The 24,765-nt window shown below is 57.0% G+C and carries 13 protein-coding genes and 16 pseudogenes; 16 read left to right on the forward strand and 13 right to left on the reverse strand.

What is annotated here, in order from left to right:
- Positions 1-11 precede the first annotated feature (11 nt).
- Entirely contained in the window at positions 12-347 is a 336-nt protein-coding gene (locus ELH03_RS38860; protein WP_017969044.1) for a hypothetical protein, read from the reverse strand.
- A 1,917-nt stretch (positions 348-2,264) separates the two neighbouring features.
- Here ELH03_RS38860 and ELH03_RS38580 point away from each other — a divergent pair.
- On the forward strand, positions 2,265-5,006 hold the full coding sequence (locus ELH03_RS38580) for a benzoate-CoA ligase family protein (RefSeq protein WP_130759205.1): 2,742 nt from the start codon (positions 2,265-2,267) through the stop codon (positions 5,004-5,006).
- Between the two features lie 112 nt (positions 5,007-5,118).
- Here ELH03_RS38580 and ELH03_RS34015 read toward each other — a convergent pair.
- From ELH03_RS34015 to ELH03_RS34030, 4 genes and pseudogenes are all read right to left on the reverse strand, one after another.
- Positions 5,119-5,531: pseudogene (locus ELH03_RS34015) on the reverse strand (transposase); the annotation flags it as partial.
- A 16-nt stretch (positions 5,532-5,547) separates the two neighbouring features.
- On the reverse strand, positions 5,548-6,666 hold the full coding sequence (locus ELH03_RS34020; RefSeq protein WP_017969041.1) for a ferritin-like domain-containing protein: 1,119 nt from the start codon (positions 6,664-6,666) through the stop codon (positions 5,548-5,550).
- 99 nt (positions 6,667-6,765) lie between these two features.
- Entirely contained in the window at positions 6,766-7,119 is a 354-nt protein-coding gene (locus tag ELH03_RS34025) for a GMC oxidoreductase (protein ID WP_017969040.1), read from the reverse strand.
- Positions 7,120-7,304: 185 nt separating this feature from the next.
- Positions 7,305-7,673 carry a hypothetical protein gene (locus ELH03_RS34030; protein WP_130657432.1) on the reverse strand — a complete coding sequence of 123 codons (369 nt, stop codon included), beginning with the start codon at positions 7,671-7,673 and terminating at the stop codon, positions 7,305-7,307.
- A 208-nt stretch (positions 7,674-7,881) separates the two neighbouring features.
- Here ELH03_RS34030 and ELH03_RS34035 point away from each other — a divergent pair.
- Positions 7,882-8,208: pseudogene (locus tag ELH03_RS34035) on the forward strand (DDE-type integrase/transposase/recombinase); the annotation flags it as partial.
- Positions 8,209-8,440: 232 nt separating this feature from the next.
- On the opposite strand, the pseudogene ELH03_RS34040 reads toward ELH03_RS34035, so the two are convergent.
- Both ELH03_RS34040 and ELH03_RS38330 read right to left on the reverse strand, forming a co-directional pair.
- Positions 8,441-8,581, reverse strand: a pseudogene (locus ELH03_RS34040) (transposase domain-containing protein); the annotation flags it as partial.
- Between the two features lie 91 nt (positions 8,582-8,672).
- Positions 8,673-8,801: pseudogene (locus tag ELH03_RS38330) on the reverse strand (IS6 family transposase); the annotation flags it as partial.
- 242 nt (positions 8,802-9,043) lie between these two features.
- On the opposite strand from ELH03_RS38330, the gene ELH03_RS34050 reads away from it, so the two are divergent.
- Both ELH03_RS34050 and ELH03_RS34055 read left to right on the forward strand, forming a co-directional pair.
- Positions 9,044-9,871 carry a type IV toxin-antitoxin system AbiEi family antitoxin domain-containing protein gene (locus ELH03_RS34050; RefSeq protein WP_017969035.1) on the forward strand — a complete coding sequence of 276 codons (828 nt, stop codon included), beginning with the start codon at positions 9,044-9,046 and terminating at the stop codon, positions 9,869-9,871.
- Entirely contained in the window at positions 9,868-10,728 is an 861-nt protein-coding gene (locus tag ELH03_RS34055) for a nucleotidyl transferase AbiEii/AbiGii toxin family protein (RefSeq protein ID WP_065277634.1), read from the forward strand. The genes ELH03_RS34050 and ELH03_RS34055 overlap by 4 nt, the downstream gene beginning before the upstream one ends.
- Before the next feature lie 263 nt (positions 10,729-10,991).
- On the opposite strand, the pseudogene ELH03_RS34065 reads toward ELH03_RS34055, so the two are convergent.
- The 4 genes and pseudogenes from ELH03_RS34065 to ELH03_RS34080 form a co-directional block, all read right to left on the reverse strand.
- Positions 10,992-12,052, reverse strand: a pseudogene (locus tag ELH03_RS34065) (IS630 family transposase).
- Positions 12,053-12,138: 86 nt separating this feature from the next.
- Positions 12,139-12,420 (reverse strand): annotated as a pseudogene (locus tag ELH03_RS34070) (IS6 family transposase); the annotation flags it as partial.
- 44 nt (positions 12,421-12,464) lie between these two features.
- Positions 12,465-12,578: pseudogene (locus tag ELH03_RS38710) on the reverse strand (IS6 family transposase); the annotation flags it as partial.
- Positions 12,579-12,667: 89 nt separating this feature from the next.
- Positions 12,668-13,021 carry a Ulp1 family isopeptidase gene (locus ELH03_RS34080; RefSeq protein WP_130806977.1) on the reverse strand — a complete coding sequence of 118 codons (354 nt, stop codon included), beginning with the start codon at positions 13,019-13,021 and terminating at the stop codon, positions 12,668-12,670.
- 15 nt (positions 13,022-13,036) lie between these two features.
- Here ELH03_RS34080 and ELH03_RS34085 point away from each other — a divergent pair.
- Positions 13,037-13,785 (forward strand): annotated as a pseudogene (locus tag ELH03_RS34085) (IS6 family transposase).
- Between the two features lie 45 nt (positions 13,786-13,830).
- Here ELH03_RS34085 and ELH03_RS34090 read toward each other — a convergent pair.
- Positions 13,831-14,052, reverse strand: a pseudogene (locus ELH03_RS34090) (peptidase C39); the annotation flags it as partial.
- A gap of 457 nt (positions 14,053-14,509) precedes the next feature.
- Here ELH03_RS34090 and ELH03_RS34095 point away from each other — a divergent pair.
- From ELH03_RS34095 to ELH03_RS34115, 5 genes and pseudogenes are all read left to right on the forward strand, one after another.
- Positions 14,510-14,659, forward strand: a pseudogene (locus ELH03_RS34095) (ArsA-related P-loop ATPase); the annotation flags it as partial.
- A gap of 41 nt (positions 14,660-14,700) precedes the next feature.
- Complete coding sequence (ppa, locus tag ELH03_RS34100; RefSeq protein WP_130806979.1) at positions 14,701-15,234, forward strand: inorganic diphosphatase; 534 nt, start codon at positions 14,701-14,703, stop codon at positions 15,232-15,234.
- Between the two features lie 409 nt (positions 15,235-15,643).
- Positions 15,644-15,865 (forward strand): annotated as a pseudogene (locus tag ELH03_RS38335) (IS6 family transposase); the annotation flags it as partial.
- Between the two features lie 95 nt (positions 15,866-15,960).
- Positions 15,961-17,003 (forward strand): annotated as a pseudogene (locus ELH03_RS34110) (IS110 family RNA-guided transposase).
- Positions 17,004-17,286: 283 nt separating this feature from the next.
- Positions 17,287-17,860: pseudogene (locus tag ELH03_RS34115) on the forward strand (IS6 family transposase); the annotation flags it as partial.
- Between the two features lie 105 nt (positions 17,861-17,965).
- Here the strand turns inward: ELH03_RS34115 and ELH03_RS34125 are convergent.
- Positions 17,966-18,307 (reverse strand): hypothetical protein, encoded by a 342-nt coding sequence (locus tag ELH03_RS34125; protein ID WP_018496486.1) that lies wholly within the window; start codon positions 18,305-18,307, stop codon positions 17,966-17,968.
- Between the two features lie 63 nt (positions 18,308-18,370).
- On the opposite strand from ELH03_RS34125, the pseudogene ELH03_RS34130 reads away from it, so the two are divergent.
- From ELH03_RS34130 to ELH03_RS34155, 6 genes and pseudogenes are all read left to right on the forward strand, one after another.
- Positions 18,371-19,119: pseudogene (locus ELH03_RS34130) on the forward strand (IS6 family transposase).
- A gap of 40 nt (positions 19,120-19,159) precedes the next feature.
- Positions 19,160-19,303, forward strand: a pseudogene (locus ELH03_RS38340) (cytochrome P450); the annotation flags it as partial.
- A gap of 178 nt (positions 19,304-19,481) precedes the next feature.
- Positions 19,482-20,609: pseudogene (locus tag ELH03_RS34140) on the forward strand (cytochrome P450).
- Positions 20,587-21,153: a nuclear transport factor 2 family protein gene (locus tag ELH03_RS34145; RefSeq protein WP_065277606.1), complete on the forward strand. Its 567-nt coding sequence runs from the start codon at positions 20,587-20,589 to the stop codon at positions 21,151-21,153. The pseudogene ELH03_RS34140 and the gene ELH03_RS34145 overlap by 23 nt, the downstream one beginning before the upstream one ends.
- A 315-nt stretch (positions 21,154-21,468) precedes the next feature.
- Entirely contained in the window at positions 21,469-23,151 is a 1,683-nt protein-coding gene (locus ELH03_RS34150) for an SDR family oxidoreductase (RefSeq protein ID WP_065277605.1), read from the forward strand.
- A 280-nt stretch (positions 23,152-23,431) separates the two neighbouring features.
- Positions 23,432-24,499 carry an IS110 family RNA-guided transposase gene (locus ELH03_RS34155; protein ID WP_128405665.1) on the forward strand — a complete coding sequence of 356 codons (1,068 nt, stop codon included), beginning with the start codon at positions 23,432-23,434 and terminating at the stop codon, positions 24,497-24,499.
- Positions 24,500-24,765: the final 266 nt, after the last annotated feature.

The following is a 24,765-nucleotide window of genomic DNA, read 5'->3' on the forward strand; positions in this document are numbered from 1 at the left end:
TCTGCTTTCCTTCATTTCATCCGTTGCGTTTCGTGCCACACGAAGCCGGAGGTGCTGTCGGGAAATCCCTGCACCCTATCGTGATCAATGACATCAGCCGCGCGCGCCGGCCCCGATAGGGCGCAAAGGGAGATTGGCGCGGTTAGAAGCGTTCGCCGATTGTGTGGAAGGGTGAGTGCCATCTTGTGTCCTTCGCCGCTCCTTTTATGCTTAGACTTTTTGGGCTTCCACTTGGACTTGCCGATATCCTCGATGGCGACCTCCCTCTTGCCGTAATCCGCCTTGGCGAACCCCTTCTTGCCATCCCTGACCCGCTTGACGAAGAACGCCCTCTTCCGCTTTGTCATCTTGATTCCTCATCGATTGAACCGTTTCGACCTCCTGGGCATTCTTCGGAAGCGATAGCTTCCGGAAGCTCAGAAGCACTGGCCCCGGTCTTTCCTCCTGGGCGATGCGGAATGCCTCCCTGACCGCCGTCGGGCTCATCTCATTGCTGCTGTGAATTCCTTGGTCGTCGCGCATGCCATAGCTTGTATTCCTTCACGTGTTCGGTGCGGTTATGCCGCACTGTGGATGGCGCCGGTCGCTCCCGCTGCCTTGCAATAGCTCTCAAGATTCGTGCCAAGCCGGCCGATTGAGCTGACGACAATTATTTGCTGCTATTTCAGCGACGTGGGCGGAAAATACGGGATTGGGGGGGAGGAAGAATGCATGTCGCGGAGCCGACAAAGGTGACGACGATGTCGTAAGTTGATTGTCATCAACAACCGACCCTACCGGAAAACACTGGTGGGCCAGTGCTATGCCGTTAAACTCCTTGGGATAGGATCCTACTTGCCCCACAGCGCTGTCTCCGGTGGGATCATTTGACGACGATCAAGCGCCGCGGCGAGCGATCCCATTCACCAGGACGAGGTAACCTCGTGCCGCATCTGGTGCCCTGCATAACGTTGCCGTCCTGCTGCGTCATCGGCTAAAAAATGTTTGGGCGGCCTCACCCGTGCAAGGGACCGCGACGTCGCAAATGACGCTTGCCGCTTCATAAATGTATCCGGCCCTGCGCGCGTGGATTGCTGTTGCAGCAGGTCATGATGACAGATCCGCACACGCCGTTCCCAATAGATAGTTCGGGCACGAAGCCGTTTTTTCACAGGATTTACGGCATGTTGATCGACTGTTTCGTCCATCATTATGCCGGTGCGTTGTAATTGGGCGAAAGCAGGATCTCCGAAGGACGATTGTGCGGCATGCATAAAAGTCCGAACATAGCGGTTCCCTGCTTGCTGATGCCGAGGGCTTGCGCGGGGGAGGCGGACCATCCCGTTGGTGGTGGTGACCTCACGAGGCTCTCGCCGTGCGCCTGGCACCTGGATAACCATGACGCTTGCACGAACGAAGGAGACACCCCTGCAGCACGGTCTTGTTCAGCGATAGCTCCGCGACGTTCTCCTGCTTGACGTTCGCCCTTCCAAAATGGCGTAGACGCTTCACTTGTGAGAGCATCAGACCGGTATATTTTGCGCTAATTTAGAAGGTCGCGATTAGGAGCTTCTGCTTTGCGACAGACATCGGCGATCGGACTCCCCCTCTACCAAAATTGAGGACAATGCGATCTCCGCTTAATTTCTTCCCGCACGGGTCGTAAGTCGCAGTTCCAGATGGCCTGATTAACTAAATTCTCGACATCCAACTTATGACATCGTCGTCACTTTTGTCGGCTTCGCGACAAGCATTCATCTTCGCCCAATCGCGTATTTTCTGCCCACATAACTGGAATAGCAGCAAATAACTATTGGTCAGCTCAATCGGCCTGTCTGGCACGAATCTTGAGAGCTATTGCGAGCCAGCGGAACGGCCTCCGCATCTGCGTTGCGGTATAACCGCATTGCTTCGAACACATGAAGGAACGCCAAGCATGGCGGCTGCGTTAGATCGCATTCTATGGAAAGGGCGGAATTGGCAAGTCCACTACCAAGATTGTCTCCGCCGCCGAAGCCGTCTCGATCATCCGTTCGGGCGATACACCTGCATCAGGCCCAGCTCTATCGCTCCCAATCGAGTGACCAGGGCGCCATGTCCTCCGTGCGGCCGCAATCAGCTGTGAAAAGTGCGATCGAACCACGCGAAGTAATTGGGATAAAACACGATTCGGGCTGGGTCGCAGTCCCCAAATGTGACCTTCTGGGACAAATCAGCTTGGTTCATTGTTTTGAACACGTACTATGCTCTGTCTCACATTGTCAAAGCCCCCTGGGAGGAGAAATATGGGACGTTCAACGATCGAGATCCTTGGTGGTGGACCTGCTGGGCTCTACACCGGAATTCTTTTGCGGCGTCTGCTGCCGCATGTCAGGGTCCGGATCAGCGAACAGAATCCGCAGGGAGCGACTTTCGGTTTCGGTGTTGTTTTTTCAGATCAGGCGCTGGATTTCCTGAAGGGCCACGATCCAGAAACGCATAGCCTTGTCACGCCGCATATGGAGCGCTGGCAGAACATGACCCTCAACCTGCCCAAGGGCAGTGTTGTCTTAGACGGGGTCGGTTTTTCCGCTATCGGTCGCCTGGAACTGATCGAGATCCTGCGTAAGCGGGCAGAAGCGCTTGGTGTCGAGTTTCGCTTTTCCCACATCGTGGAGTCGCTCGACGAACTCAAAGCGGATCTGATCGTCGGCGCGGACGGGGTGAATTCCCTCGTGCGACGGTCCCTTGGATCAAAATTTGCGCCGCATTTGGAGGTCTTGGGCAATCACTTCGCGTGGTTCGGCACGACCCGCCCGTTCGACACCCTGACCCAGAGCTTCGTGGAGACGGAGCATGGCCCGCTCAATGCGCACTGCTACCGCTTTTCACCGGATCGCAGCACATTCATCGTCGAATGTGACGACGACACCTTCAAAGCTTGGAATTTCAGTGCCCTCGGTGAAGAAGGAAGTGCTCGGCTCTGCGGGGAGATTTTCCGCGATATTCTCCAAGGCGCCCCGCTTATCGCCAACAAGTCGATGTGGCGGCAGTTCCCCCGTCTATGGTGCGACAAATGGGTAGCGGGGCGGCATGTGCTGTTGGGCGACGCCGCGCATACGGCGCATTTTTCGATCGGTTCGGGCACGCGTTTGGCAATGGAGGATGCCATCGCGCTGGTCAGCGCTCTCGCGGCCCATGAGGACGTGGACGCAGCGCTAGCAGCCTATCAGGCGGAGAGGTCCCCCATTGCGAGGAAAATTGTCAACGCCGCGAATACATCTGCGAACTGGTATGACGGCTTTGCTTCGAAGATGAGGATGGAGCCCCTGGATTTCGCCTTCGACTATATGACACGTTCGGGACGGGTGGACAGGGACCGACTACGCAAAATCACGCCGCAATTCATGGCCCGCTATGACGCATCGAAGGCGAGTGAGGGGCAAAAGATCAGCGATCCGGTTGGCGACAACGTTCCAGGCGCGGTCGAAATCGGCTTCGATAAGACAGCACATCCGAACTGCTCGTCTATTCTGTGGGACAATCTGGCCCGCAATCCCGATAAGCTCGCTGTGATCGGTCCCATCGGATCGCTGACTTATGCGGAGCTTGTGGCCGAGGCCTCGCGCTGGGGGAATGCCTTCATCGCCGCTGGTCTGCAGCGTGGGGAGCGCATCCCTTTCTTCCTCGATGACACGCCCGCCTGTCCGGCAGCTTTCTTTGGGGCCGTGCGAGCAGGTTTTGTCCCCGTTCTTTTGAACATTCAGACGACGCCCGATACGCTTAACTTTTATCTTAAGGACACCGGAGCCCGAATCGCGCTCTGCGAGGCGGCGTTGGCGGACAAATTCGGGGCGGAGGTTCTCGATGGGACAGCTGTCGCTCAGGTGGTGACTGTCAACGGAGTCGCTGACGGCACACAGAGGATCGCTGCGGTTAACTTTCTGAACGGCCAGCCGGATGAATTGCCCTGCGCCGATACGGGGCCGGACGATATGGCCTTCTGGATGTATTCCTCAGGCTCTACGGGCCGACCGAAGGGCATTGTCCATCTTCACCATGATATGGCCTATACTCAAGCGTCGTTCGGAAAATATGTCCTTAAACTGAGCAAGGAAGATATCTGTTTTTCGGCGCCGAAGATTTATTTCGCCTACGGGTTCGGGAACTCGTTTACTTTCCCCTTCTCAATTGGCGCAACGACGTTGCTGGTGGCCGGGCAACCGTTGCCTGAGGCCGTGCTGGACACGGTCGAAACGTTCAAACCAACCGTAATTTTTGGGTTGCCGACCCTCTACACTGCTCTAGTTCGCGCAAGTTCAGCCAAGACAAGGGATCTCTCGTCGCTGCGGCAATCGATGTCGGCGGCCGAAATCCTCTCGGAAGACGTCTACAATGCCTGGAAACATCTTACCGGGCACGGTCCGACCGAAGGGCTGGGTTCGACCGAGCTTTTACACATCTATCTTTCCAACCAACTCGACGATCACCGTATCGGTGCCGCCGGCGCGCGCGTTCCGGGCTACGAAATCAGGCTCGTCACGCCAGATGGTGAGCCGGTAGAACCGGGCGAGGAGGGCGCAATGCTCATCCGCGGCCATTCTTCCGCGCCTTGCTATTGGAACCGCGCCGACAAGACGAGCGAGACGATGCGTGGAGACTGGATGGCCACCGGAGACCGTTTCGTCGAGCGGGATGGTTATTATTACTTTCTGGGTCGCACCGACGATTTGATCAAAGTCTCCGGGCAATGGGTCTGGCCGATGGAGGTTGAACGCTGCCTCAACGAACATCCCGACGTGCATGAGTGCGCCATCCTCGCACATGAATTGGAGGATCGCCGTATGACATTGCGGGCCGTGGTGAAATTGCGCGATGGCGCAGTGCACGGCGATGTGCAAACCCGCATCCTGCGCGACTACGTGAAATCGACTCTGATGCCCCACAAATACCCACGCATCATTCAGTATGTCGCCGAACTGCCGAAGACCGGAACAGGCAAGATCGACCGGCAATCATTGTTAAAATTGCCGGTCCCTGTGGATTGAACGGGCCTCCGGCCCGCGCGATTGAGTACGGCTCGGCTGTGGTGCGATCTCCCATCTGAATGCGAAGAGGAACAGTGATGTCTTATGTTTTCGGGCGTTGGTGGACGGATGTGGAACTGAACGGATGGGGATCTTTGAAACGGCTGACTCCCCCGTAAACCTGCCGGCCGGTGCTGTCCACCAGAGCAGCAACGGTCCGGCAGGTGGAACCTGATTTCCGGGCCGCTTCCCGGCAGATCGCCATGCGCGCGCCCGACGGCTCAGCGTGGTGTGATAGGGGACGGCAAGCGCTAAGCCCATCAATTGCAGCACCGATTCCAACAAGCCTTCTGCCTGGCGAAGCCGCAAGCCAAACACCAGGCCCAGCGTCAAGGTGGTCTCGATTGCTAGATCGGAATAACGGTGCTGGCCGCCGCGGGTCTTGCGTCTTGGAGCATACCATTTGGACAGGGCTTCCGGTGTCAGCCACAAGGTCAGGCTGCCACGCCGACGAAGTCCTGCTTCATACTCCGGCCAGTTCGTCACCCTGAGCTTCGTCTTCTCATGCGATCACCTCCGCTTGCCCGGTGACAGCTGCCTGTTTGGCACTGTGGGGAATCTCGTAGGTGGGGCTGCTGTACTTACCGGGATGGCCCGGCAGGGGATTGCGGATCAGTTCAACGATTATATTGCGGAATTCGAACATGATCGGAACGGCTTCCAGCAGCAAGCTCGGCTGGCCATTATAGGCACGCGTCAAAAGCTCCAGAAACTCGCCATAACATGTATTGAAGTCGGCCGCCGCCTCACGCAATTCCGAGCCTTCGGATATTTCCGCCACCTTGAGGTTCGGTTTGATGGGATAAGCGCCTTCCCAGTCGACCTGCAAATGCGGACCCGTGGGGTGGTCGGCCTGATCACCTTTCCGGTAATAGCGGCCTTTCACCAGTTCATCGAAACGATAGTAATGGGCCAGTTCGTGCTCGTCATCGTCGTAGATACCGCCACCGTCACCTTCGCCCTGTTCCATGATGAGCTTTATGGCTTCGAGGGCGCTTTTCAGATCGGTCACGGGAAACAACGCACCGCCGCCGGAACAATAATGTTCCGAGGTAATCTGGCGAAACGTGTCGCCGATAAAAATCGTTGTGCCCGCCCGGCGCGCTTCGGCTTCTAAGTATTTCATGCCGTCTGCGATTGCCGAATAGAACTCGCCAATACTGTAAAAATGGAGATCTTCGTGCCTCGGATCACTGCCGAGCGCTGTGATATGCGGGGAGTTCTTGCGTTGTATCCGGCCCTTGCCAGCGAGATGTTCGGGGCGCCGGGCCGGCCGCTCGATTTTCAAGAATGTCGCCAGGGCTTCACGGCTGAAAGCCTGTATGCTGACCTTAAAGTCGGTCTCGCCGTCAGGGAGCGAGGCGGGATAGTTAACCGCGAAATCTGGCCTAGTAAGATCCGGCGTGCCACCGATGGCATTGAGGATATTGGCCGCAATGGTCAAATGCAGCATTTCTTCCACGACGATCACGCGAAGAACTTGCGCCGCATCCCGGTTTACACCGGGCTTAATCGAGTAAAGTGCCGTCAGATACGGCGGAATCGTTGCATGTTCGAGCTGCATCGCACGGTGGAGAAACTCTTTCAGCTCATCGAGCGTCTTAATGCCATAAGGATCCATCCTCAAGCTCCCTGGAATGTAGTTAGGTGCACAGTCCGGCTTCGTGTCGCGTGCGTCGAGTTCCGCAGTTCGTTCCGCGTACCGGATATTGGTCTTCGTTCAGTGCAGATATTTCAGAATGTCGCGACTGCTTCGGAAGCACATGGCGGCCAGCGTCAAGGTGACATTGGCTGTACCGATGATCGGCATACTGCCGCCACCCACGAGGTAGAGGTTTTCGTGGTCCCAGCCGCGCTGGTTCTTGTCCACGACGGAATTGGCCTTCGTCGCTCCCGTGATGTGGGTGCCAGACAAATGATTGCCGCCGCGGATGGCATAGCCTCGAGCCTCATAGGCTACGTAGCCGAAATCGCTGGGGTCGTAATGTGTATGATCCTGCGCACCCAAACGCGGAAATACGGTACCCGCAAACTGGCGGCTATAGTCCGCTCCCTTCATGGTATATTCCGGCATAGCGGGCGCGCCGTGTCGGCATTCGCTCGGACCGTTTCCAGTCCTGGACAATGATCCCCTGCTGCTGGCGACATACATGGCAAAGTTCCCTGATCTCATTTCAGCGATGGACCACGCATAAGATGCCGTCCTCGCCCGGTAGAGGATGCTTCCGGGCCTATTTAACAATGGCGACACCGACCGGCTCACAGCAGACAACGACCCAGGGGGCCGATGTATTCCGTCTTGAGGCCGTGACGTCGAACACTTCTCAGAAAATCGTTCGCGGCGATCAGGTTAAGATGAAGCTCGTCCTCGCCAGAGCCCACGTTCATGGATTTCATCCAATATAACCCTTGCTGGGAAATGACCCGAAGCCGCCACTTGCCACCCTCCAGCCGACGTAGTTCGAAATCAACACGCTGATGCACCGATGCTGAGATATGGGCCGCAGTCCGGGCCGAACTTTGGGAGACATGCTTTTCGGGTTCTGAAGACATACCTATCCACCACTCAGACCAGATCAGAATTCGGAAACGGTCGGACGGCACACGGCAAGAGCCAATCGTTTCCAATGCGGAAGTCCTAGGCTTGAGATAGCCAGAACCGCCAACCCCACGCCAGATGGTGCAAGGTCAACGGCTAACGACGACAACGACGGAGGGAAGAGGGAAGGAATGATCCATGATGTCGCGATAGCAAGCACACCGGGGAAGAGGGCCGTCTGCGTCCACCAACGTTGTTCCCTCATCGTAACCTCCATTTGAAGCAACAGCAGGAGGCCAAGGCCGTTCGCCGCGTGTGATGATCACCGACAAGCTGCAGTCCTACGGCGCAGCAAAGCGAGAGATCATGCCGGGCGTCGAGCATCGCTCGCACAAGGGCCTGAACAATCGGGCGGAGAACTCTCATAAACCCGTCCGACGACGGGAGAGGATCATGAAGCGCTTCAAGTCAGCGCGACAGCTTCAGCGTTTCGTTTCCATCCACGACCCGGTCGTCAACCTCTTTAACGTTCCCCGCCACGATATTCCATCCACCCACCATCGAGAACTGCGAGCAACTGCCATGCAAGCATGGCGCCTAATCGCGCGCCTTCATGCCGAATGAACCAAAGCCTCACTCCCAGATCTTGTTTTCACAGCGTTAAGTTTACGGTGCCTCCAATCGTTTGGACCGCTTCTTGGCCCAGCTCCAACTGAGGCGAGTGTTATTGAAGACACCAATTCAGCTATAATCATTTTTGGGCGAGGTAAATGAGTAGATTTACTGTAAGCGCTCGTTTCCATGCGCATTGACGCGGCCAGTTTGACGTTGGTCGCTGTCAGACGGTCGCATCGGTTCAGGCAGCGGCGGGTTTGGTGAAGTTGAAGGGCAGCAGATCGGTGATGTCGGCATCTGCTCCGCCCTGGGGCAACTCGCCGAGAAGATGGCGCAAGTAGGCCAAGGGTTCGATGCCGCAGGCTCGGCATGTCAGCATGAGGCGTGTCTCAGTTCTTCTTCCGAGCCGTCCTGATGATGCGGCACTCTAAACTTAACGCTGTGAAAACAAGATCTGGGAGTGAGGCTTTGGTTCATTCGGCGTGAAGGGGCGCGATTTGGCGCCATGCTTGCATGGCAGTTGCTCGCAGTTCTCGATGGTGGGTGGATGGAACATCGTGGCGGGGAACGTGAAAGAGGTTGGCGATCGGGTCGTGCAGGGAACGAGCGTCTGACGGCTCAGGAAATAGCCCGCGGTCAGGGGATTGAAATTCGGCATGCGCAGCGTCGCTTTGGCAGGAGTCCCTTCCGGCGTGCAAAGCGAAGGTCCGCGCAACGGCTGGATTTGCAAGCTATCGAGAGAAATCATGTGGGAAAATCCGCATATATCGCGGATATTTGAACATGAATCATCCATGAAAACAAAGCGTGTTGCAATGTCTGCGCATAGAGCGGATAATTGGACATGATTCACGATAAACGGGCCGCGCTTTCCGCCTATACATCAAACTTGCTCTCCCAGGGGCGGGTAGTTTTTGATGGCCGAGAGGCGATCGAAGCGCTGGGCATCAATCGTGGCGCGTTCCTGGACTCAGCCGAGCGTTTGCAGCGTCGAAAACTACTCCTCAACCCGCGCCACGACTTCTATATCGTCATCCCTCCACAATTCATGTCATTGGGCGCTCCGCCACCAACCTGGTACATTGACGCGCTGATGCGCCATGAGGGGAATTCCTATTATGTCGGTCTGCTTAAGGCTGCCGAACTGCACGGTGCAACGCATCAGGCCGTGATGGAGTTTCAAGTCGTGGCGGCCAAACGGCTCCCCAAGATCAGGGCCGGTCGCAACCGCGTCGTCTTCTACTACCGAAAGGATATGGAGACCGTCGCCGCGGGCGTTGTCGACAAGAAAACCGAGACAGGTTCGATGAGAGTGTCGTCACCAGCTCTCACAGCGCTCGACATTCTGCGGTATTCTCGTGGCGCCGGCGGTCTTGATAACATCTTCACTGTCCTCAGGGATATCGCGCCGCAGATTGATTTCGAAAGCCTGACTAACCTGTCACGCGTCACCGAACGGCCGGTCGTGCAGCGCCTCGGCTACCTTCTCGACAGGCTGGGTCACGGCCCACGCCTGGCGTCGATGCGTACCGCCTTGGAAGACCGCGGCAACCTGCCCTGGACGGAGCTGGACCGCAAAGAAGCCGGCGATCCCGACTTTTCTACTGAAGTGCTCGAGCGCGACCCGCGTTGGCGGGTCATCGTCCGCCGCTATCCGGAGGCCGATGAATGATACCAGCTCAGAATATTGTCGCGTGGGGCAATGTCGCGCCTTGGGCCGATCAACGTCAGATCGAACAGGATCTGATTATCAGCCGGGCGGTGGTCGCGATATTCACCGACCCCTTCTTGCGCGAAGCCTTGAGGTTTCGCGGCGGCACAGCCCTCAATAAACTGCACTTCCCGGCTCCGCTGCGCTACTCGGAAGACATTGATCTCGTGCGCACAGAGGCCGGGCCGATCGGCCCGGTCCTGGACGCCTTGCGTGTCGTCCTCGAGCCGTGGCTTGGACACGGTCAGTACGAGTCAAGTCCGGTCGCACCCAAGTTGAAATTCCGGATTGAGGCCGAGGACGGCGGCGGCGTCCCCATCCGCCTCAAGGTCGAAACCAACATCAGCGAGATCGAAGCGTATGATCCGCCGATCGACTTGCCGTTCGGCGTGACCAATCCATGGTTCATCGGGAATGCGTCCGTCCCGACATTCTCCCGTGAGGAAATGTTGGCCACCAAACTGCGCGCGCTGCTGCAGCGGGAGAAGGGTCGCGATCTCTATGACCTGGCGCATGGCCTAGAGACGTTTGAGGGCCTGAATGTGGAGAAAGTGGCTGACTTTTTTGGCCGCTACGTCGCACTTTCGGGCCAGGTCATCACGCGGGCACAGGCTGAGCAACGGATGTTCGCGAAGCTTGCCCGGCCGCGCTTTCTGACCGACATGCAGCCATTGCTTCCAACACAGCAGGCCGAAGCTCTGACCGACCAAACGACCCTCCAGTCATTTACCAGCGTTTTCGCGGCATTCATCGAACGCTTGCCCGGTGACACGTGGTTACGCACCGCTGAAATGCGCGAGCGCTTCGGCGTGGTGTAGAGATATGAATTGGAACGATGACGTCGAGGGCGGCCCGGGATGAGCGACGGAACGAGAGAAGAGGAGCCGCCGACGCACTATCTTCGCCAGGACAATGATGGGTCCGGAACGCAGGTGTGGCGTATCCAAGACTCTGAGGCGGTGAGGCTGGGTGTTTCCAATCCCGAGCAGGGCGCGGGGACCTATATTAAAAGGGGCAAACGGGCCTCGATTTGGGCGGCACTTCGAGAAGACACTCCTTGGTTTATACCAACGAGCGCTAATCAAAACCGGTGCGCCCAGTCACGCATTCCAATCGACATGATCTTCCACGGCTGAGCGACCAGCTTGTTCCATGCGTCGCAGCAATGGGCGACGATGTCCTCGTAATCGTTGAAGATCCGGTTGGACAACCAGTTGTCACGCAGAAATTGCCACACGTTCTCGACGGGATTTAATTCGGGCGATCGTGGCGGCAGGAAGAGCAGTGTGATGTTGTTGGGCACGTCGAGCTTCGGCGTGACATGCCACCCCGCCTGATCAACGATCAGCACGGCATGAGCGCCGTCATCGACGGCCTGGCTGATTTCGATCAAATGCATGGTTCATGGCGCTGGTGTCGCAGTAGGGAAGAACGAGACCCGCACCTTTGCCCTTCTTGGGGCAGATAGCGCCGAAGATATAGGTCCACATCGTGCGTTGATCGTGTGGTGCCGAAGGCCTTGTTCCCTTGCGTGCCCATCGCCGGGTGATCTTGTTCTTTTGGCCTATCCGAGCTTCGTCGGCCCACCAGAGCTCGATCTCGACGTTCTTCGGGAGCCTGCCTTTGATTGCTGCCAGTGTGGCGGGGAAGTTTTTTTAAAACTCTCCAGGTCGCCTTCGTTCTGGGCGTAATGGCGCGGGCGGGCAGACAGCTTTGCAAAGCCGAGCGCCTTCAATTCGCGGCCAATGGTCGTTTCATCGACGGATATCTGATATTCTTGGAACAGCCATTGAGCAAGATCCTTGCGCCGCCAGCGCACAACGCCATGCACCGCCGGTATCGGGCCACTTTCGACGATCTTTGCCAAAGCCTGGCGATGCACGTCGGAAAGCTTTCCTTGATTGCCGGGTGCTTTGCCATTGATGAGCCCTACGGGCCACGCGCGTTGAAGCGAATAACCCACTCGCGGACAATTTGCAGGGTCACGCCTCCGATCCTGGCCGCATCGCTGCGGGAATGGCCATCATAGATTTCGGCAAGGGCAAGAAGCCGCCGAGCCTGTGCTGCATCCTTCGTGCCTTTGGCCAACGCCCGAAGAGCGAAGCCGTCGAAGTCATCGCGCAGTGGAATTCCTGATGTCATCCGCAAACCTCCGTTTGCGGTATTGATTCAGAAATCAACTGATTTGGAAACCTCAAAAAGAGTCACAGGTCGCTCACGCTGGTATTAACGTAGGTCTCGTCAATCCGAACCGATCCGCAATGCGGCCGGCGAAACTGGCGAAGACGCTTCTCGATCATCGGCGCATAGCTCAATACCCAGCGGTTGATCGTGCTATGATCGACCTCGAAGCCGCGCTCTTCGAACATTTCTTCCAGATCTCGATAGCTCAGGGGATATCTCAAATACCAGGTGACCGCCTGTACGATCAGCCATGCCTCGAAATGCCTGCCTTTGAAATCATCCTTCGACTGCCGTTTCAGCTTTTCGGCAATAGCATTCAGAATCATCCGCACGCTCCACAACATTTGGAGCGGAAATTTCTCCTCCGACGGTCAACATACGTTAAGCGCAAAAATTTGCGACAGGCCCGCCAAACGGCATGGGCAATCACCTGCGCCGGAAATCGGTGGTGACGATAAAGAGTATCACGGGAAAATCTGGTCATGCCGCCAGATCCCACATTTTGATCGATGCCCGGTTAACGTTACGGTGCCATCGGTTCTGCTATCCGGTTGTCGTGGGCTTGCCCTGCTGTCAGGTCAAGCGCTGCAATCGGGCCTGGAGTGCTCGCCGATCGGGGACGAGGTTGTCGAGGTCCCGCGGGGGCTGTCCTCGTATCAATTGTCCAATCAGCGCCTGCGCCGCCTCCAACAAAAAGACGCCGCAATCACGACCGTTCTTCTGCTGGGCCATCCCCATTCGGATCACCCTGGCGGCTCCCACCGTCCCTGCGACCCGTTGGGCAGCGGCGTCGTGGTAGTCGCCGAGGGAGTCGTAGTGATAGGCAATCGGCCTGTTTCGATCGCGGCGATCAAGGAGCAGCAGCGACCAGTGGGTGCCGCGTTGATTGCGATCACCACCCTGGGCGTCAGTCACTGGAATCAACACGAAGTCGGCTAGGCGATGTCACGTTGTCGGCAACTTAACGGGTGGCGGATAATTCGGTTGAGATGACCTCATCGACCATCAGCTACAAGAACCACCGCTTTCCACCGCAGATCATCGCCCGTGCGGTCTGGCTGTATTTCCGGTTCCCGTTGAGCCTGCGGCTGGTCGAGGAAATGTTGCTGGAGCGCGGCATCGTCGTTTCTTACGAAACGATACGGCGGTGGTGCCGCAAATTCGGGGCGGCCTACGCCAAGCAGTTGCGTAGAAAGAAGCCGTCGCGGAAGGATATCTGGCATCTGGACGAGGTCGTGATTTCCATCGGCGGTCAAAAACATTGGCTTTGGCGCGCCGTTGACCAGGACGGCTACGTTCTCGATGAGATCGTCCAGACCCGCCGCGATACCAAGGCTGCCAAGAGATTGCTGGTCAGGCTGCTGAAGAAGCAGGGCCTGTCACCGAAGCGCATCATCGACAAACTGCGCTCATACGGAGCGGCAAAACGGGACGTGATGCCCGCTGTCGAACATCGATCGCACAAGGGCCTTAACAATCGCGCAGAGAATTCTCACGTGCCGCTTCGAAAACGAGAGCGGATGATGCAGGGCTTTCGATCCGTCGGAGGTTTGCAACGTTTCATCTCGGTCTTTTCAGCAGTCCGAAATCTTTTCGTCGCGCCGCACCAGAGACACTCAGCCCTAGCCACCCATATTCATCGCATCCGCGCCATGGCGCAGTGGAAAGCCGTGACCGCTGCAATTGCATGAGTTTACCGACAAGCGACTTTACGGCCGTTGATCAAACAACATCGCCCGGTAGAGAGCTCGAGCCAACGCAAGGCGCTGCTTCTCGCCACCGGAGAGGCGTACACCATTCTCGCCCAGACGGGTCTGAAGGCCGCTGGGCCAGCATTCGATTGGCTTTCGTAACCCTACTTGATCGCATATTTGCAGGATCTTCGCGATGTCCGGATCGAATTCGCCAAGTGCGATATTCTCGATTACCGAGCTTGAGAGCCCGTCGATTGATTGCGGCGGCACCCCTTTTGATATCGGCAACCGCGATGCGCTATCGTTGCGCCTGAAAACTACGTTCGATCGTGCGAATGTCAACCCGAAACGGTGTCTCCGGGCAAAGATGGCCATCCTCTCTCACCGGAGTGCAGCGCGGCTTTTCACTGCCAGCATTTGCATCAAGTGCAGGTCATTCGACTAAGAAATGCATGCGCATTGCGGCTTACGCTCTGCTGGCTCTTGACGACTTGTGTGCGACATTGTCGTCACCTTTGTCGGCTTCGTGACACGCTTTAGGATTCTTCGGTCCGGTATTTTATCCCTCTAAGTGTTTGCGGGAGCACCAGTTTCCGTTCTGCTCTATCAATCAGCTCAATTGGCACGACGCTTGAAAATTGTTCTCGGGCTGCGACGGAAGCAGCCGCGGCCAATGTCGCGGCATCACCTCGGTCGGTTCGAACACGAAAAGGAAGTAATAATGGCTGCTCTGCGTCAGATCGCGTTTTACGGAAAGGGAGGCATTGGCAAATCCACTACGTCCCAGAATACGCTCGCCGCCCTTGTCGAACTCGGGCAGAAAATCCTCATCGTTTGCGATCCAGAGGTCGATTTCACGCGATTGATCCTGTGGGCTAGCTTGCGCGCCTAAATTCAACAAAAGGAGGCCCTATGCGTATCGAAGCGATTTCCGTTGGCAAGAACCCGCCGGACGAGGTGAATGTCGTTGTCGAGGTGCCGGTCGGCGGCAAGCCGATCAAGTACGAACTGGACAAGGAAGCCGGCGCACTCGTCGCACACCGCTTCCTCTCCACTTCGATGACCTATCCGGGAAACTATGGCTTCGTGCCGCACACGCTGTCAGAAGACGGTGAGCCGATCGACGTCCTGATTGCGAACACCTGGCCGCTCGTTGCGGGCTGCGTCATCAGTGTGCGTCCGATAGGTGTTCTGGTCATGGAAGACAATGCCGGCAAGGACGACAAGATCATCGCCGTGCCGGTGGCGAAGTTGACGCGCTGCTACGACAAGGTTGAGAACTATACCGACCTGCCGGATATCTTGGTGAAGCAGATTGAGCACTTCTTTTCGCACTACAAGGATCTGGAGCCCGGCAAGTGGGTGAAGATAGCCGGCTGGCAGGACGTCAATGTCGCCAAGAAGTTGATTCGTAAGGCGGTCGGCCGCTACAATTTGCACAAGTGATCCCGACCGGCAGAGCCAAAGTAGGCGGCGCGAAGTGGTCAGGGGCATCTTAGTTCAAGTCCTTGTCACGGCTGGGACAGGGGGCAAGCTGATTATGTGGCGGGGAAGTTGGAATGTCCGGATCGCGTGCAAAGTAGAAGTGTCACTTTGAGGTCCATATCGTAGGGCGACCAGCCCCGATCTGACCGGCTGGTCCGGGTTGCAAGATCAGATCGGGGCGGGTGAGGGGCACCTTTCGGCTTTAGATCCCATGAGACAGCGACAGGCGCTCTGGCAGAGTGAGGCTGCATCAAAGCACTCGCTCGGAAGGAGTAGATTATGGAAACCGCACCGTTCAGATTATCCGCGTGGCTACGAAAGGGCACCGTAAAGTTAACCGACGGCTGATGAAGATGTGCGTACATGGGCCATGTCAGAAGTTGCTCGTGATCCGCTTTATCGTCGCCACCGCTTTCCCGCTGAGATCATTGCGCACGCGGTATGGCTCCACTTGCGCTTTCCGCTCAGCCTGCGCATGGTTGAGGACATGCTGGCGGCCCGCGGCATCATCGTCACGCATCAGACCATTCGAAGCTGGGCGGAGAAATTCGGACGGCATTTCGCCCGGGAGATCAAGCGACGGTCAGCCGGCTGCCTGGGGCGACAAATGTTGGGGTGGACGGCCCCCGAACGGCATCGAAATGTGCCAGAGTGAGCTGTTAACGATCTCAAACGAAGGAGCCGCCCGTGGATCAGATTATCCGTATTGGCATGGATACGTCAAAGCACGTCTTTCAATTGCATGGTGTGAACGCCGCCGAGCGGCCGATCCTGCGCAAGAAGATGCGCCGCAAGGAGATGGTGGATTTCTTTGCGACATGCCCACCGACCGTGATTGCGATCGAAGCCTGTGCCGCTTCGCATCACTAGGCGCGGTTGCTGACAGGGTTCGGACATGAGGTAAAGCTGATCGCGCCACAACTGGCGAAGCCCTACGTCAAGCGCGGCAAGAATGATGCGGCCGATGCCGAAGCGCTATGCGAGGCGATGAGCCGCCCGACGATGCGGTTCGTTCCGGTAAAGAGTGCGGATCAGCAAGCCGCGCTGATGCTGGTGGGCATGCGCGAGCGCGCTGTCGCCGCACAGACGCAGCTTGCCAATACGATTCGTGGCTATCCAGCTGAGTTCGGGCTGACCGCGGCCAAAGGCATGTCTCATCTTCCGCTCCTTCTGGAACGCATCATGATTGATGAAAGCATTCCGGCTGTGGCGCGTGAGCTGTTCGCGTCTCTCGTTGAGGAATTTGCGCAGTTGGGTGAGCGCCTGAAAGAGGTGGAGGCAAAACTGATGGCTTGGTATCGCAACAATGAATGATGTCGCCGTCTTGCAAAGATCCCTGGTGTCGGACCAATCGGCGCGGTCTTGCTGGTGATGAAAGCGCCGGCACCGGAACAGTTCAGATCTGGAAGGCAGTTTGCCGCCTGGATGGGCCTGACGCCCAAGGATCATTCGACTGCTGGCAAAGTCAGGCTCGGTATCATTACGAGGCCGGCGATGAGGCATTGCGCAAAACATTGGTCGTGGGTGCAACCTCGTTGCTTCGACAGGTGAGAGCGGGAAGAGGCAGGAACGCTTCGCTCTGGCTCATCGAGTTGCTCAAGCGCAAGGCCCCAAAACTCGCGGCTGTCGCGTTGGCCAACAAGATCGCCAGGATCGCCTGGAAAATGATGGTGACCGGCGAGGCTTACAAGGGCAATGCTGCGCGCCCGGCTCTGGCCTGCGCGGCGTGAAGAGATCAGTCGGTCACGGTGAACAGGATACAGACGCTACCGTGCTGAGCTGATGCGTGAACTTGCAGGAAACGATTAGATGGTGTGATCGATCGATCCGAGACGCGGTACACTCCGTAGTAGCCAGTGGCCCAACGAGGCCGATCAAGTGTTTGGAACCCACGTCGCGGAACCCATCTTGGCCAGCGTTCATGTGTGAACGCAACAAAAGGCCGGACATATGAACGCAAGAGATCCGATCAAATCATCAAAGAGTTCTTGCAAGGAGGGGGCCGTCCACATATGGCATCTCGACGAATGTGTGGTGGCCATCAATGGCAAGAAGCAGTGGCTCTGGCGTGCGGTCGATCAGGACGGCTTCGTCCTCGACGTACTGGTGCAAAGCCGCCGAAATGCCAAGGCGGCAAAGCGTCTGATGCGTAAGTTGCTGAAGGCTCAAGGGCGGACACCACGGGTCATGATCACCGACAAGCTCCGGTCCTATGATGCCGCCAGGCGCGACCTCATGCCCGGTGTCGAACACCGGTCGCACAAAGGCCTCAATAATCGAGCGGAAAATTCGCACCAGCCGACCCGACGACGCGAAAGGACCATGAAACGCTTCAAGTCGGCACGCCAGCTTCAGCGGTTCGTTTCCATCCATGATCCGATTGCCAACCTGTTCCACTTTCCCCGCAATACGCTGTCATCGGCTCAACATCGAGACCTGCGTAACGCCGCCATGCAAATCTGGAACAAAATCGCGTGTGTCGCCGCAGCCTGACAGCCGTCCCGGCCAGCTATCGCTGCATCAATCCGCTGATAACTTTACAGTGCCCTTCGCCCTGCATCGTTCGCGACAATGCAGGATGCGCTGAAATCAAGCTCGTCATCCATCTCTCCTCGTTGTGAAACGAGGGGGCACTTCTTCATTTCGTTAGGGGGTCAGTTTCTCATTTCGCCTGACACAATCCAAGTGTCGGTTAACGCTCCATCAGCAACTGGAACGTGTCAATGAGGATCGCCAGAAAAACGCCAGACCCAGTGATGATCACGCCATTCAGAAATAGCCGGCTTGCCTTGTCGTAGACGACTTTTTTCAGTGATGACGTTTGCAAAAGTAAAGCGAGGGAGCGCAGCTGAAAGACGATGCCTATAGTTATGACGACCAACGTCGGCAGGTCGGCAAGTCTCCACGGTATTGGATTGCTGGCCCACTGCGTAAGGAAGCCTAGGGAAAATGAAAGCACCACCCCCACGACGGTAATCGTGCCGTTGCGGAAAAGCGTTTCTATCAGGTGTTCGTCGTCATCGTTGAGATTCATTTCCGGCTCTCCATCCCGGTGACTATCCACGCTTTCGTGTGACAATCAACCGTATTTGGGGCGATGTCACGTTGTCGGCAACTTAACGGGTGGCGGATAATTCGGTTGAGATGACTTCATCGACCATCAGCTACAAGAACCACCGCTTTCCACCGCAGATCATCGCCCGTGCGGTCTGGCTGTATTTCCGGTTCCCGTTGAGCCTGCGGCTGGTCGAGGAAATGTTGCTGGAGCGCGGCATCGTCGTTTCTTACGAAACGATACGGCGGTGGTGCCGCAAATTCGGGGCGGCCTACGCCAAGCAGTTGCGTAGAAAGAAGCCGTCGCGGAAGGATATCTGGCATCTGGACGAGGTCGTGATTTCCATCGGCGGTCAAAAACATTGGCTTTGGCGCGCCGTTGACCAGGACGGCTACGTTCTCGATGAGATCGTCGAGACCCGCCGCGATACCAAGGCTGCCAAGAGATTGCTGGTCAGGCTGCTGAAGAAGCAGGGCCTGTCACCGAAGCGCATCATCGACAAACTGCGCTCATACGGAGCGGCAAAACGGGACGTGATGCCCGCTGTCGAACATCGATCGCACAAGGGCCTTAACAATCGCGCAGAGAATTCTCACGTGCCGCTTCGAAAACGAGAGCGGATGATGCAGGGCTTTCGATCCGTCGGAGGTTTGCAACGTTTCATCTCGGTCTTTTCAGCAGTCCGAAATCTTTTCGTCGCGCCGCACCAGAGACACTCAGCCCTAGCCACCCATATTCATCGCATCCGCGCCATGGCGCAGTGGAAAGCCGTGACCGCTGCAATTGCATGAGTTTACCGACAAGCGACTTTACGGCCGTTGATCAAACAACATCGCCTACCCGGACGCCTTCGCCGAACTGACGTCGCCAGCCTGCACCCACGACCCGTACCCGTTCAAGCGGTGGTTGCGCGAGCATGATCCGGTGCATCGCGCGGCCTCAGGCCTCTTTCTGTTGAGCCGCCACGCCGACATCTGTCGCAAGACACTTCCTGTCGGCTTTGTCGGAATCGCCACACAGCCTTTTATCATATCTAGATCATTATCTGAGTTAAGCCGTTGAAATCGGAGGTAAACCCGATCCTCGTCTCAATTGGTATGAGATTTGCGACGCTGCTTCGCGGATCGGCTGGTTCACAGAAGGAGAAAACAGAGTGCAGAGCGATTTCATTCCGGATCATGTTCGGTCCAGTTTGGTGAGGGACTTCAGCTTGTTCACGTCCCCAGGCATGGCACCAACAGCGAACCGAGATCCACACGCAGTTTTTTCTCGGATCCATCGAGAGCCCCACATTTTTTATTCCTCCTTTAACACTCGATACAGGCGGGGTACCTGGGTGATCACGGGCGCGTGCGACCAGCGCAAGGTGCTAGAGGATGTCGAAACTATTTCCAGCCATCGCAGCATCTTCTCCTCGGCACTTGGTGAAAACTGGCCAATGATCCCGCTGGAACTCCAACCATGGGCCCATGGCATTTTTCGTGCACTCTTAGATCCGCAGTTCTCCCTGAGGGGAGTTATGGCATTGGAGCGGAATGTCCGTAAGCAAGCAAGTGCGATTATCGATCTGATCGCTCGGAGCACCGGATGTGGCGTCATGAAAGATTTCGCCCTTCTATTCACAGTCAAAGTCAAAGTCTACCTGGGCTCTATGGGGCTCTCAAACAGCGGATCCGACGAGCTCATTGGTTGGGTGAGCGACTTGCTCCACGGCAATGATGTTAAACGTACCGAAGCGGCCCAATCAATCGTAAGTTTCATCGACGAACTTGCAGCGAGCCGTCGGCAGCAATCGGCTGCCGATTTCACGACATACATCGTGCACGCGCAGGTCCAGGCTCGTTCCCTGACAGATGAGGAAGTCCGGGGCATCGGCGTACTCTTCTTGGGTGCCGGACTCGACACGGTCGCTGCCGCGTTAGGCTTAGACCTGGCCTATCTCGCACGCAATCCGGAGGATCAGGAATCGCTGCGGAGAGAGCCGACCCGGATCGCAACCGCAGTTGAAGAATTGTTGCGTGCCTATTCAACCGTTCAGATTACCGCGTGGCTACGAAAGACGTGGACTTCGAAGGACTGTCGATGCGTAAGGGAGCGTTTCCTGCGCAACGATGATTGCTAACCGCGATTGGCTGACTCGGATCCCCACCTTTCGAATCAAAGAGGTATGTCGCCGATGACCCATCGGGGTCATGTACTCGGGCTCAAATATTTAATTTTGACTGGTCCTAACAAACTCAACGATGGTGGGAAAAACAATGGACGAAGCCAATATCAGTGAGCTACTCGACCGCGAGGCCATCAGAGACTGCCTCTACCGGTATTGCCGCGGGATTGACCGGGGGGATGAGGCGGCGCTGCGCAGCGCGTACTGGCCGGATGCGCATGACAACCATGGGGGCTATTCTGGACCATCCGAGGGCTTTATCCGACTTGCGCTTGGCATCTTCGAGACCGAGGCGCGCAATGTTCATCAGATAGCGAATATACTGATTGAATTCTCCAGCCCGTCAGAGGCCACGGTCGAGAGCTATTTCACGGCGCTTCAACGTGGACCGGACGCAGGCGGTGAGATACGGCAGGTGCTCCTGTGCGGCCGCTACGGCGATCTGTTCCACAAGCGGGAAGGGGAGTGGCGCATCATAGCCCGAACAGTGATTTACGATTGGATTGAGCAGCAGATCCCACCCGGACTGCCTGACAGCGAAAGGTTCGCATCACGACGGCCAATTGGAGCGCCGCATCCGAATGATCCGATTTATGCGCTTCTCAAAGGCACCAGCCCGAGATGTGGACCAACATCGGAGGCGAATGACCATGATTGATCTGCAACATCCACCGTTTCCTCCCCCTGGTGTCTGCTTAGAGACGATGCGCACAAATGGTTGTCTCTTGATCTTCATATCTGCGCCGCCGACGTGCTCATCCAGCAAGAGCCCGGTGTTGGCGGAGCAATTACGAGAGTACAAAGAGATCTCGTCTCAACGTTTTCCTGAGAGAACGGCCCCAGCGTTGCTTCACTTGTGCAGACGCGTTCCTAAAGAAAGGGTCGGAATGCGGCTCTGCCTCAGGAAAATGCCGACGTTGCATTCCCGGGCTCCTGCAGCGAGGCCCGACACTCAGCGTGCAGAGGAGTTCTCATGAAACAGCAGCTAGGGCGCGTCGTCGTGATCACGGGTGCTGCAGGCGGGATTGGCCGCGCGTTGGTCGATCTTTTTGCCACAGGCGGGGACACTGTCGTCGCCGTAGATCTCCCTGACAGTGGCGTGCTCGAGATGGCACGCCATCTCGAGTATCCGCATCTCTGTCTCGAGTGCGACGTCTCGCGCGAGGAAGACATCCTGTCGCTATACAGTCGTATCGAAGAACGGTTTTTGCATATTGATGTGCTTGTCAACAATGCGGCGGTGGGGCCTGACCTGGTGGCGACATCGAATACCCATGTCGAAGATTTTCAACTCGCCCTTCGGGTAAACCTCGTTGGACCTAATATCATGGCGCGCGAGACAGCGCGACGAATGAAGCCTGGCGGCGTGATCGCAAACGTCGCCTCGGTCGCTGGATTACTAGCCAACCCTCATCGCAACGCATATGCCGCATCAAAAGCGGGCTTGATCGCGATCACAAAAGTGTTGGCATGCGAATGGGCTCCACGCGGCATCCGCGTGTGCGCCGTAGCGCCCGGCTACGTGCGCACGCCGATGATTGCGGAGTTAGAACGCGCGGGCAAAATCCGTTCTGCTCAAGTCAGGAGCCGCATACCAATGGGGCGCATGGCTCGGCCTGACGAGGTCGCTCGGGCAGTTCGTTTTATGGTCAGTGTGCAGGCAGCGTACATTACCGGATCAACGCTGGTCGTGGATGGCGGTTTGATGTCATTCAACCAGCCCGGCGAAGCGCATCCAACAGTGGACAACTCACGCGATGCAGAGCCCCCAAGACGCGTTGAAGGCACCCATGCGCGAATTGCGGTCGTCATCTGTGGTGCGAAAGGGATAGGCGCTGCTGTCGTTCGCCGGTTTGCCGAACGAGGCGACACTGTGGTGATCGTCGACAAAAACGGCGAGGCAGCGGCAGATTTGGCGAGTTCGCTTGGTGACAAGCATCTGGCAATATCGGCAGACGTCACCCGAGAGAGCGAGGTCGTCGCGCTGTTTGACGAACTGCGGCAGTGCTACGGCCATATTGACATTCTCGTCAACTGCGCTGCACCAAAGGGCGCGTTTGTCCTATCCATAGAAGACGTTTCGCAAGTTTTTGAACGGGGGCTGAGTGTCAATCTCACCGGCGCCTTCACCTGCGCCCGCGAGGCCATCAAGGTGATGCGACCTGGTAGCGTGATCCTCAACCTCGGAGCCTGCGCGGATTTTCTGCGCCCCGCTTCTCGCCATACCGCCGATGCATACAACGCGGCAATAGAAATGCTCACGAGGTGCATGGCGGCAGAACTAGGACCATTTGGCGTAAGGACAGCCACAATCGTTCCAGGCCATATCCGCACACTTGGCGTCACCCACTGGTCGAAATTCATGTCGAGGTGGGTCGCGCGGCAGATCCCGATGGGCAGGCTTGGAGAACCGGAAGAAGTGGCCGACGCAGCCTACTTCCTGGCTTCGGCTGACGCTTCCTACATTACCGGCTCGATCCTCAATGTGGATGGCGGGTTGACTTCAAACTTCGGGCCGAGTTGCGTCAGCAAATCTGATCTAACTGGCAATCGCCTATGTGATGACGATCGCACGAAGCTGAGGATTCCAGGGAAGTCCAGCACACTCGGGCGCAAAGTGCGTACTGCGGCATTTTTCGATGGAACGTCTCCTTGAATCCGCAGACACGCTCTGCGGTTCAAGGCGAATGGCAGAGGCAGCTTCTCGCGAGATGGCCGCTTACTCGAACATCGAAAGCTGGATTGGCTAAGGCTTTACGACCTGCGTCCTACGTCGGGTCTTTCCGATAGCGAACAAGGAGGTGGCATGAAAGAGGCCGCGCCCGTTGAGAGAACGGATCACTGAGATGCAGATGATGATCGAGGGACAGTCACACTTCCAGCCTTTCGGCTTATCCTATTGGGGTTTCGAAGATCTCAATAAGGGAGTTGGAAGCATGACTGCCTCTTATGAATACCATATCGGGGTCGACTACCACAAATCCTACAGCCACCTGGTGGTTCAGGACAGCAGCGGCAAGACGCTGAGATCCGGCCGGGTGAAGAACGACCGACAGTCGCTGGGCGGGTTTCTCGAACGCTATCGGGAGAACTCGCATGCGGTTGTCGAAGCGACGCGCAACTGGATGGTGATGTACGACTGGCTCGACGACATTTGTGATGATGTCGTTCTCGCCCATCCGCTGAAGGTTAAAGCGATCGCCGACGCCAAGATCAAGACCGACAAGATCGACGCGACGGTGCTGGCACATCTGCTCAGAGCCGATCTGGTACCCGAAGCCTGGGCGCCAAGCGAGAGATCGCGGGACCTTCGCGTCGCGCTGCGCGAGCGGATGTTTTACGTGCGCCTGCGCACGATGACGAAGAACCGCATCGTCACGGTGTTCGACCGCTATCCGGAGCAGACGGCGCAATTGAAGAAGCTTGGCGACCTGTTTGGCAAGGCCGGCCGCGTCCAGCTGGCTCAAGTGAACGTGTCTGAGATCGACCGCATCCAGATTGACCGTGGTCTCGCCTTCATCGGCGACATCGACATGCGGATCAAACAGTCGGAAGCAACGATCCGGGCGATGACCAAGGCCAATGCCAACGTCAAGCTGTTGAAGACGATCCCCGGCATCGGCGAGTTCTTCGCCCGGCTGATCGATGCGGAGATCGACGACATATCGCGGTTCCGCCACTCGAAGAAGCTTGCCGCCTATGCCGGGCTTGTGCCGTCGACCTATTCCTCCGGCGGCAAGACCTTCCACGGCAAGATCATCAAGCAGGGCAACAAGTGGCTGCGCTGGGCCTTCGTCGAGGCGGTAACACCTGCCATCGCCAGCGATCCGCAGCTGCGCGCCCAATACGAGCATCTGAAGATCAAAGGAGTAAACAAGGCGCGGGTTGCCATCGCGCGCAAGCTTTTGACGATCGCCTTCCAGATCCTGCGTGACCAGCGCGCCTACGAGCCGCGCGGCACCGCCACCATGGAAGGCGCGTCGACGATATCCCGGTTGTCCTGATGGCAGTCTAGCGAGCCCGGCAGGACTGGGCTGCGCTTCTCAAGGAGAATGGGAAACCGGGAGCCGAACGCCACTCTGTGACCGAAGCCCCAGGCATCAGGTCACGCATTGGAGACTGGTTCAAGAACCGAAGGACAGCAAAGCGATCTGTCCGGCGGAAAGAGAGACTTTGCCGATCGGTGCGAATGCCGGTCAAAACTTAACCGAACCCAAGGAAAAGCCGCCAAATGGTGGTGTTCTGCCCCTTGCGTTCTTTCATTGGAGAC

The organism is Rhizobium beringeri (assembly GCF_004306515.1).
Lineage (GTDB): Bacteria > Pseudomonadota > Alphaproteobacteria > Rhizobiales > Rhizobiaceae > Rhizobium > Rhizobium beringeri.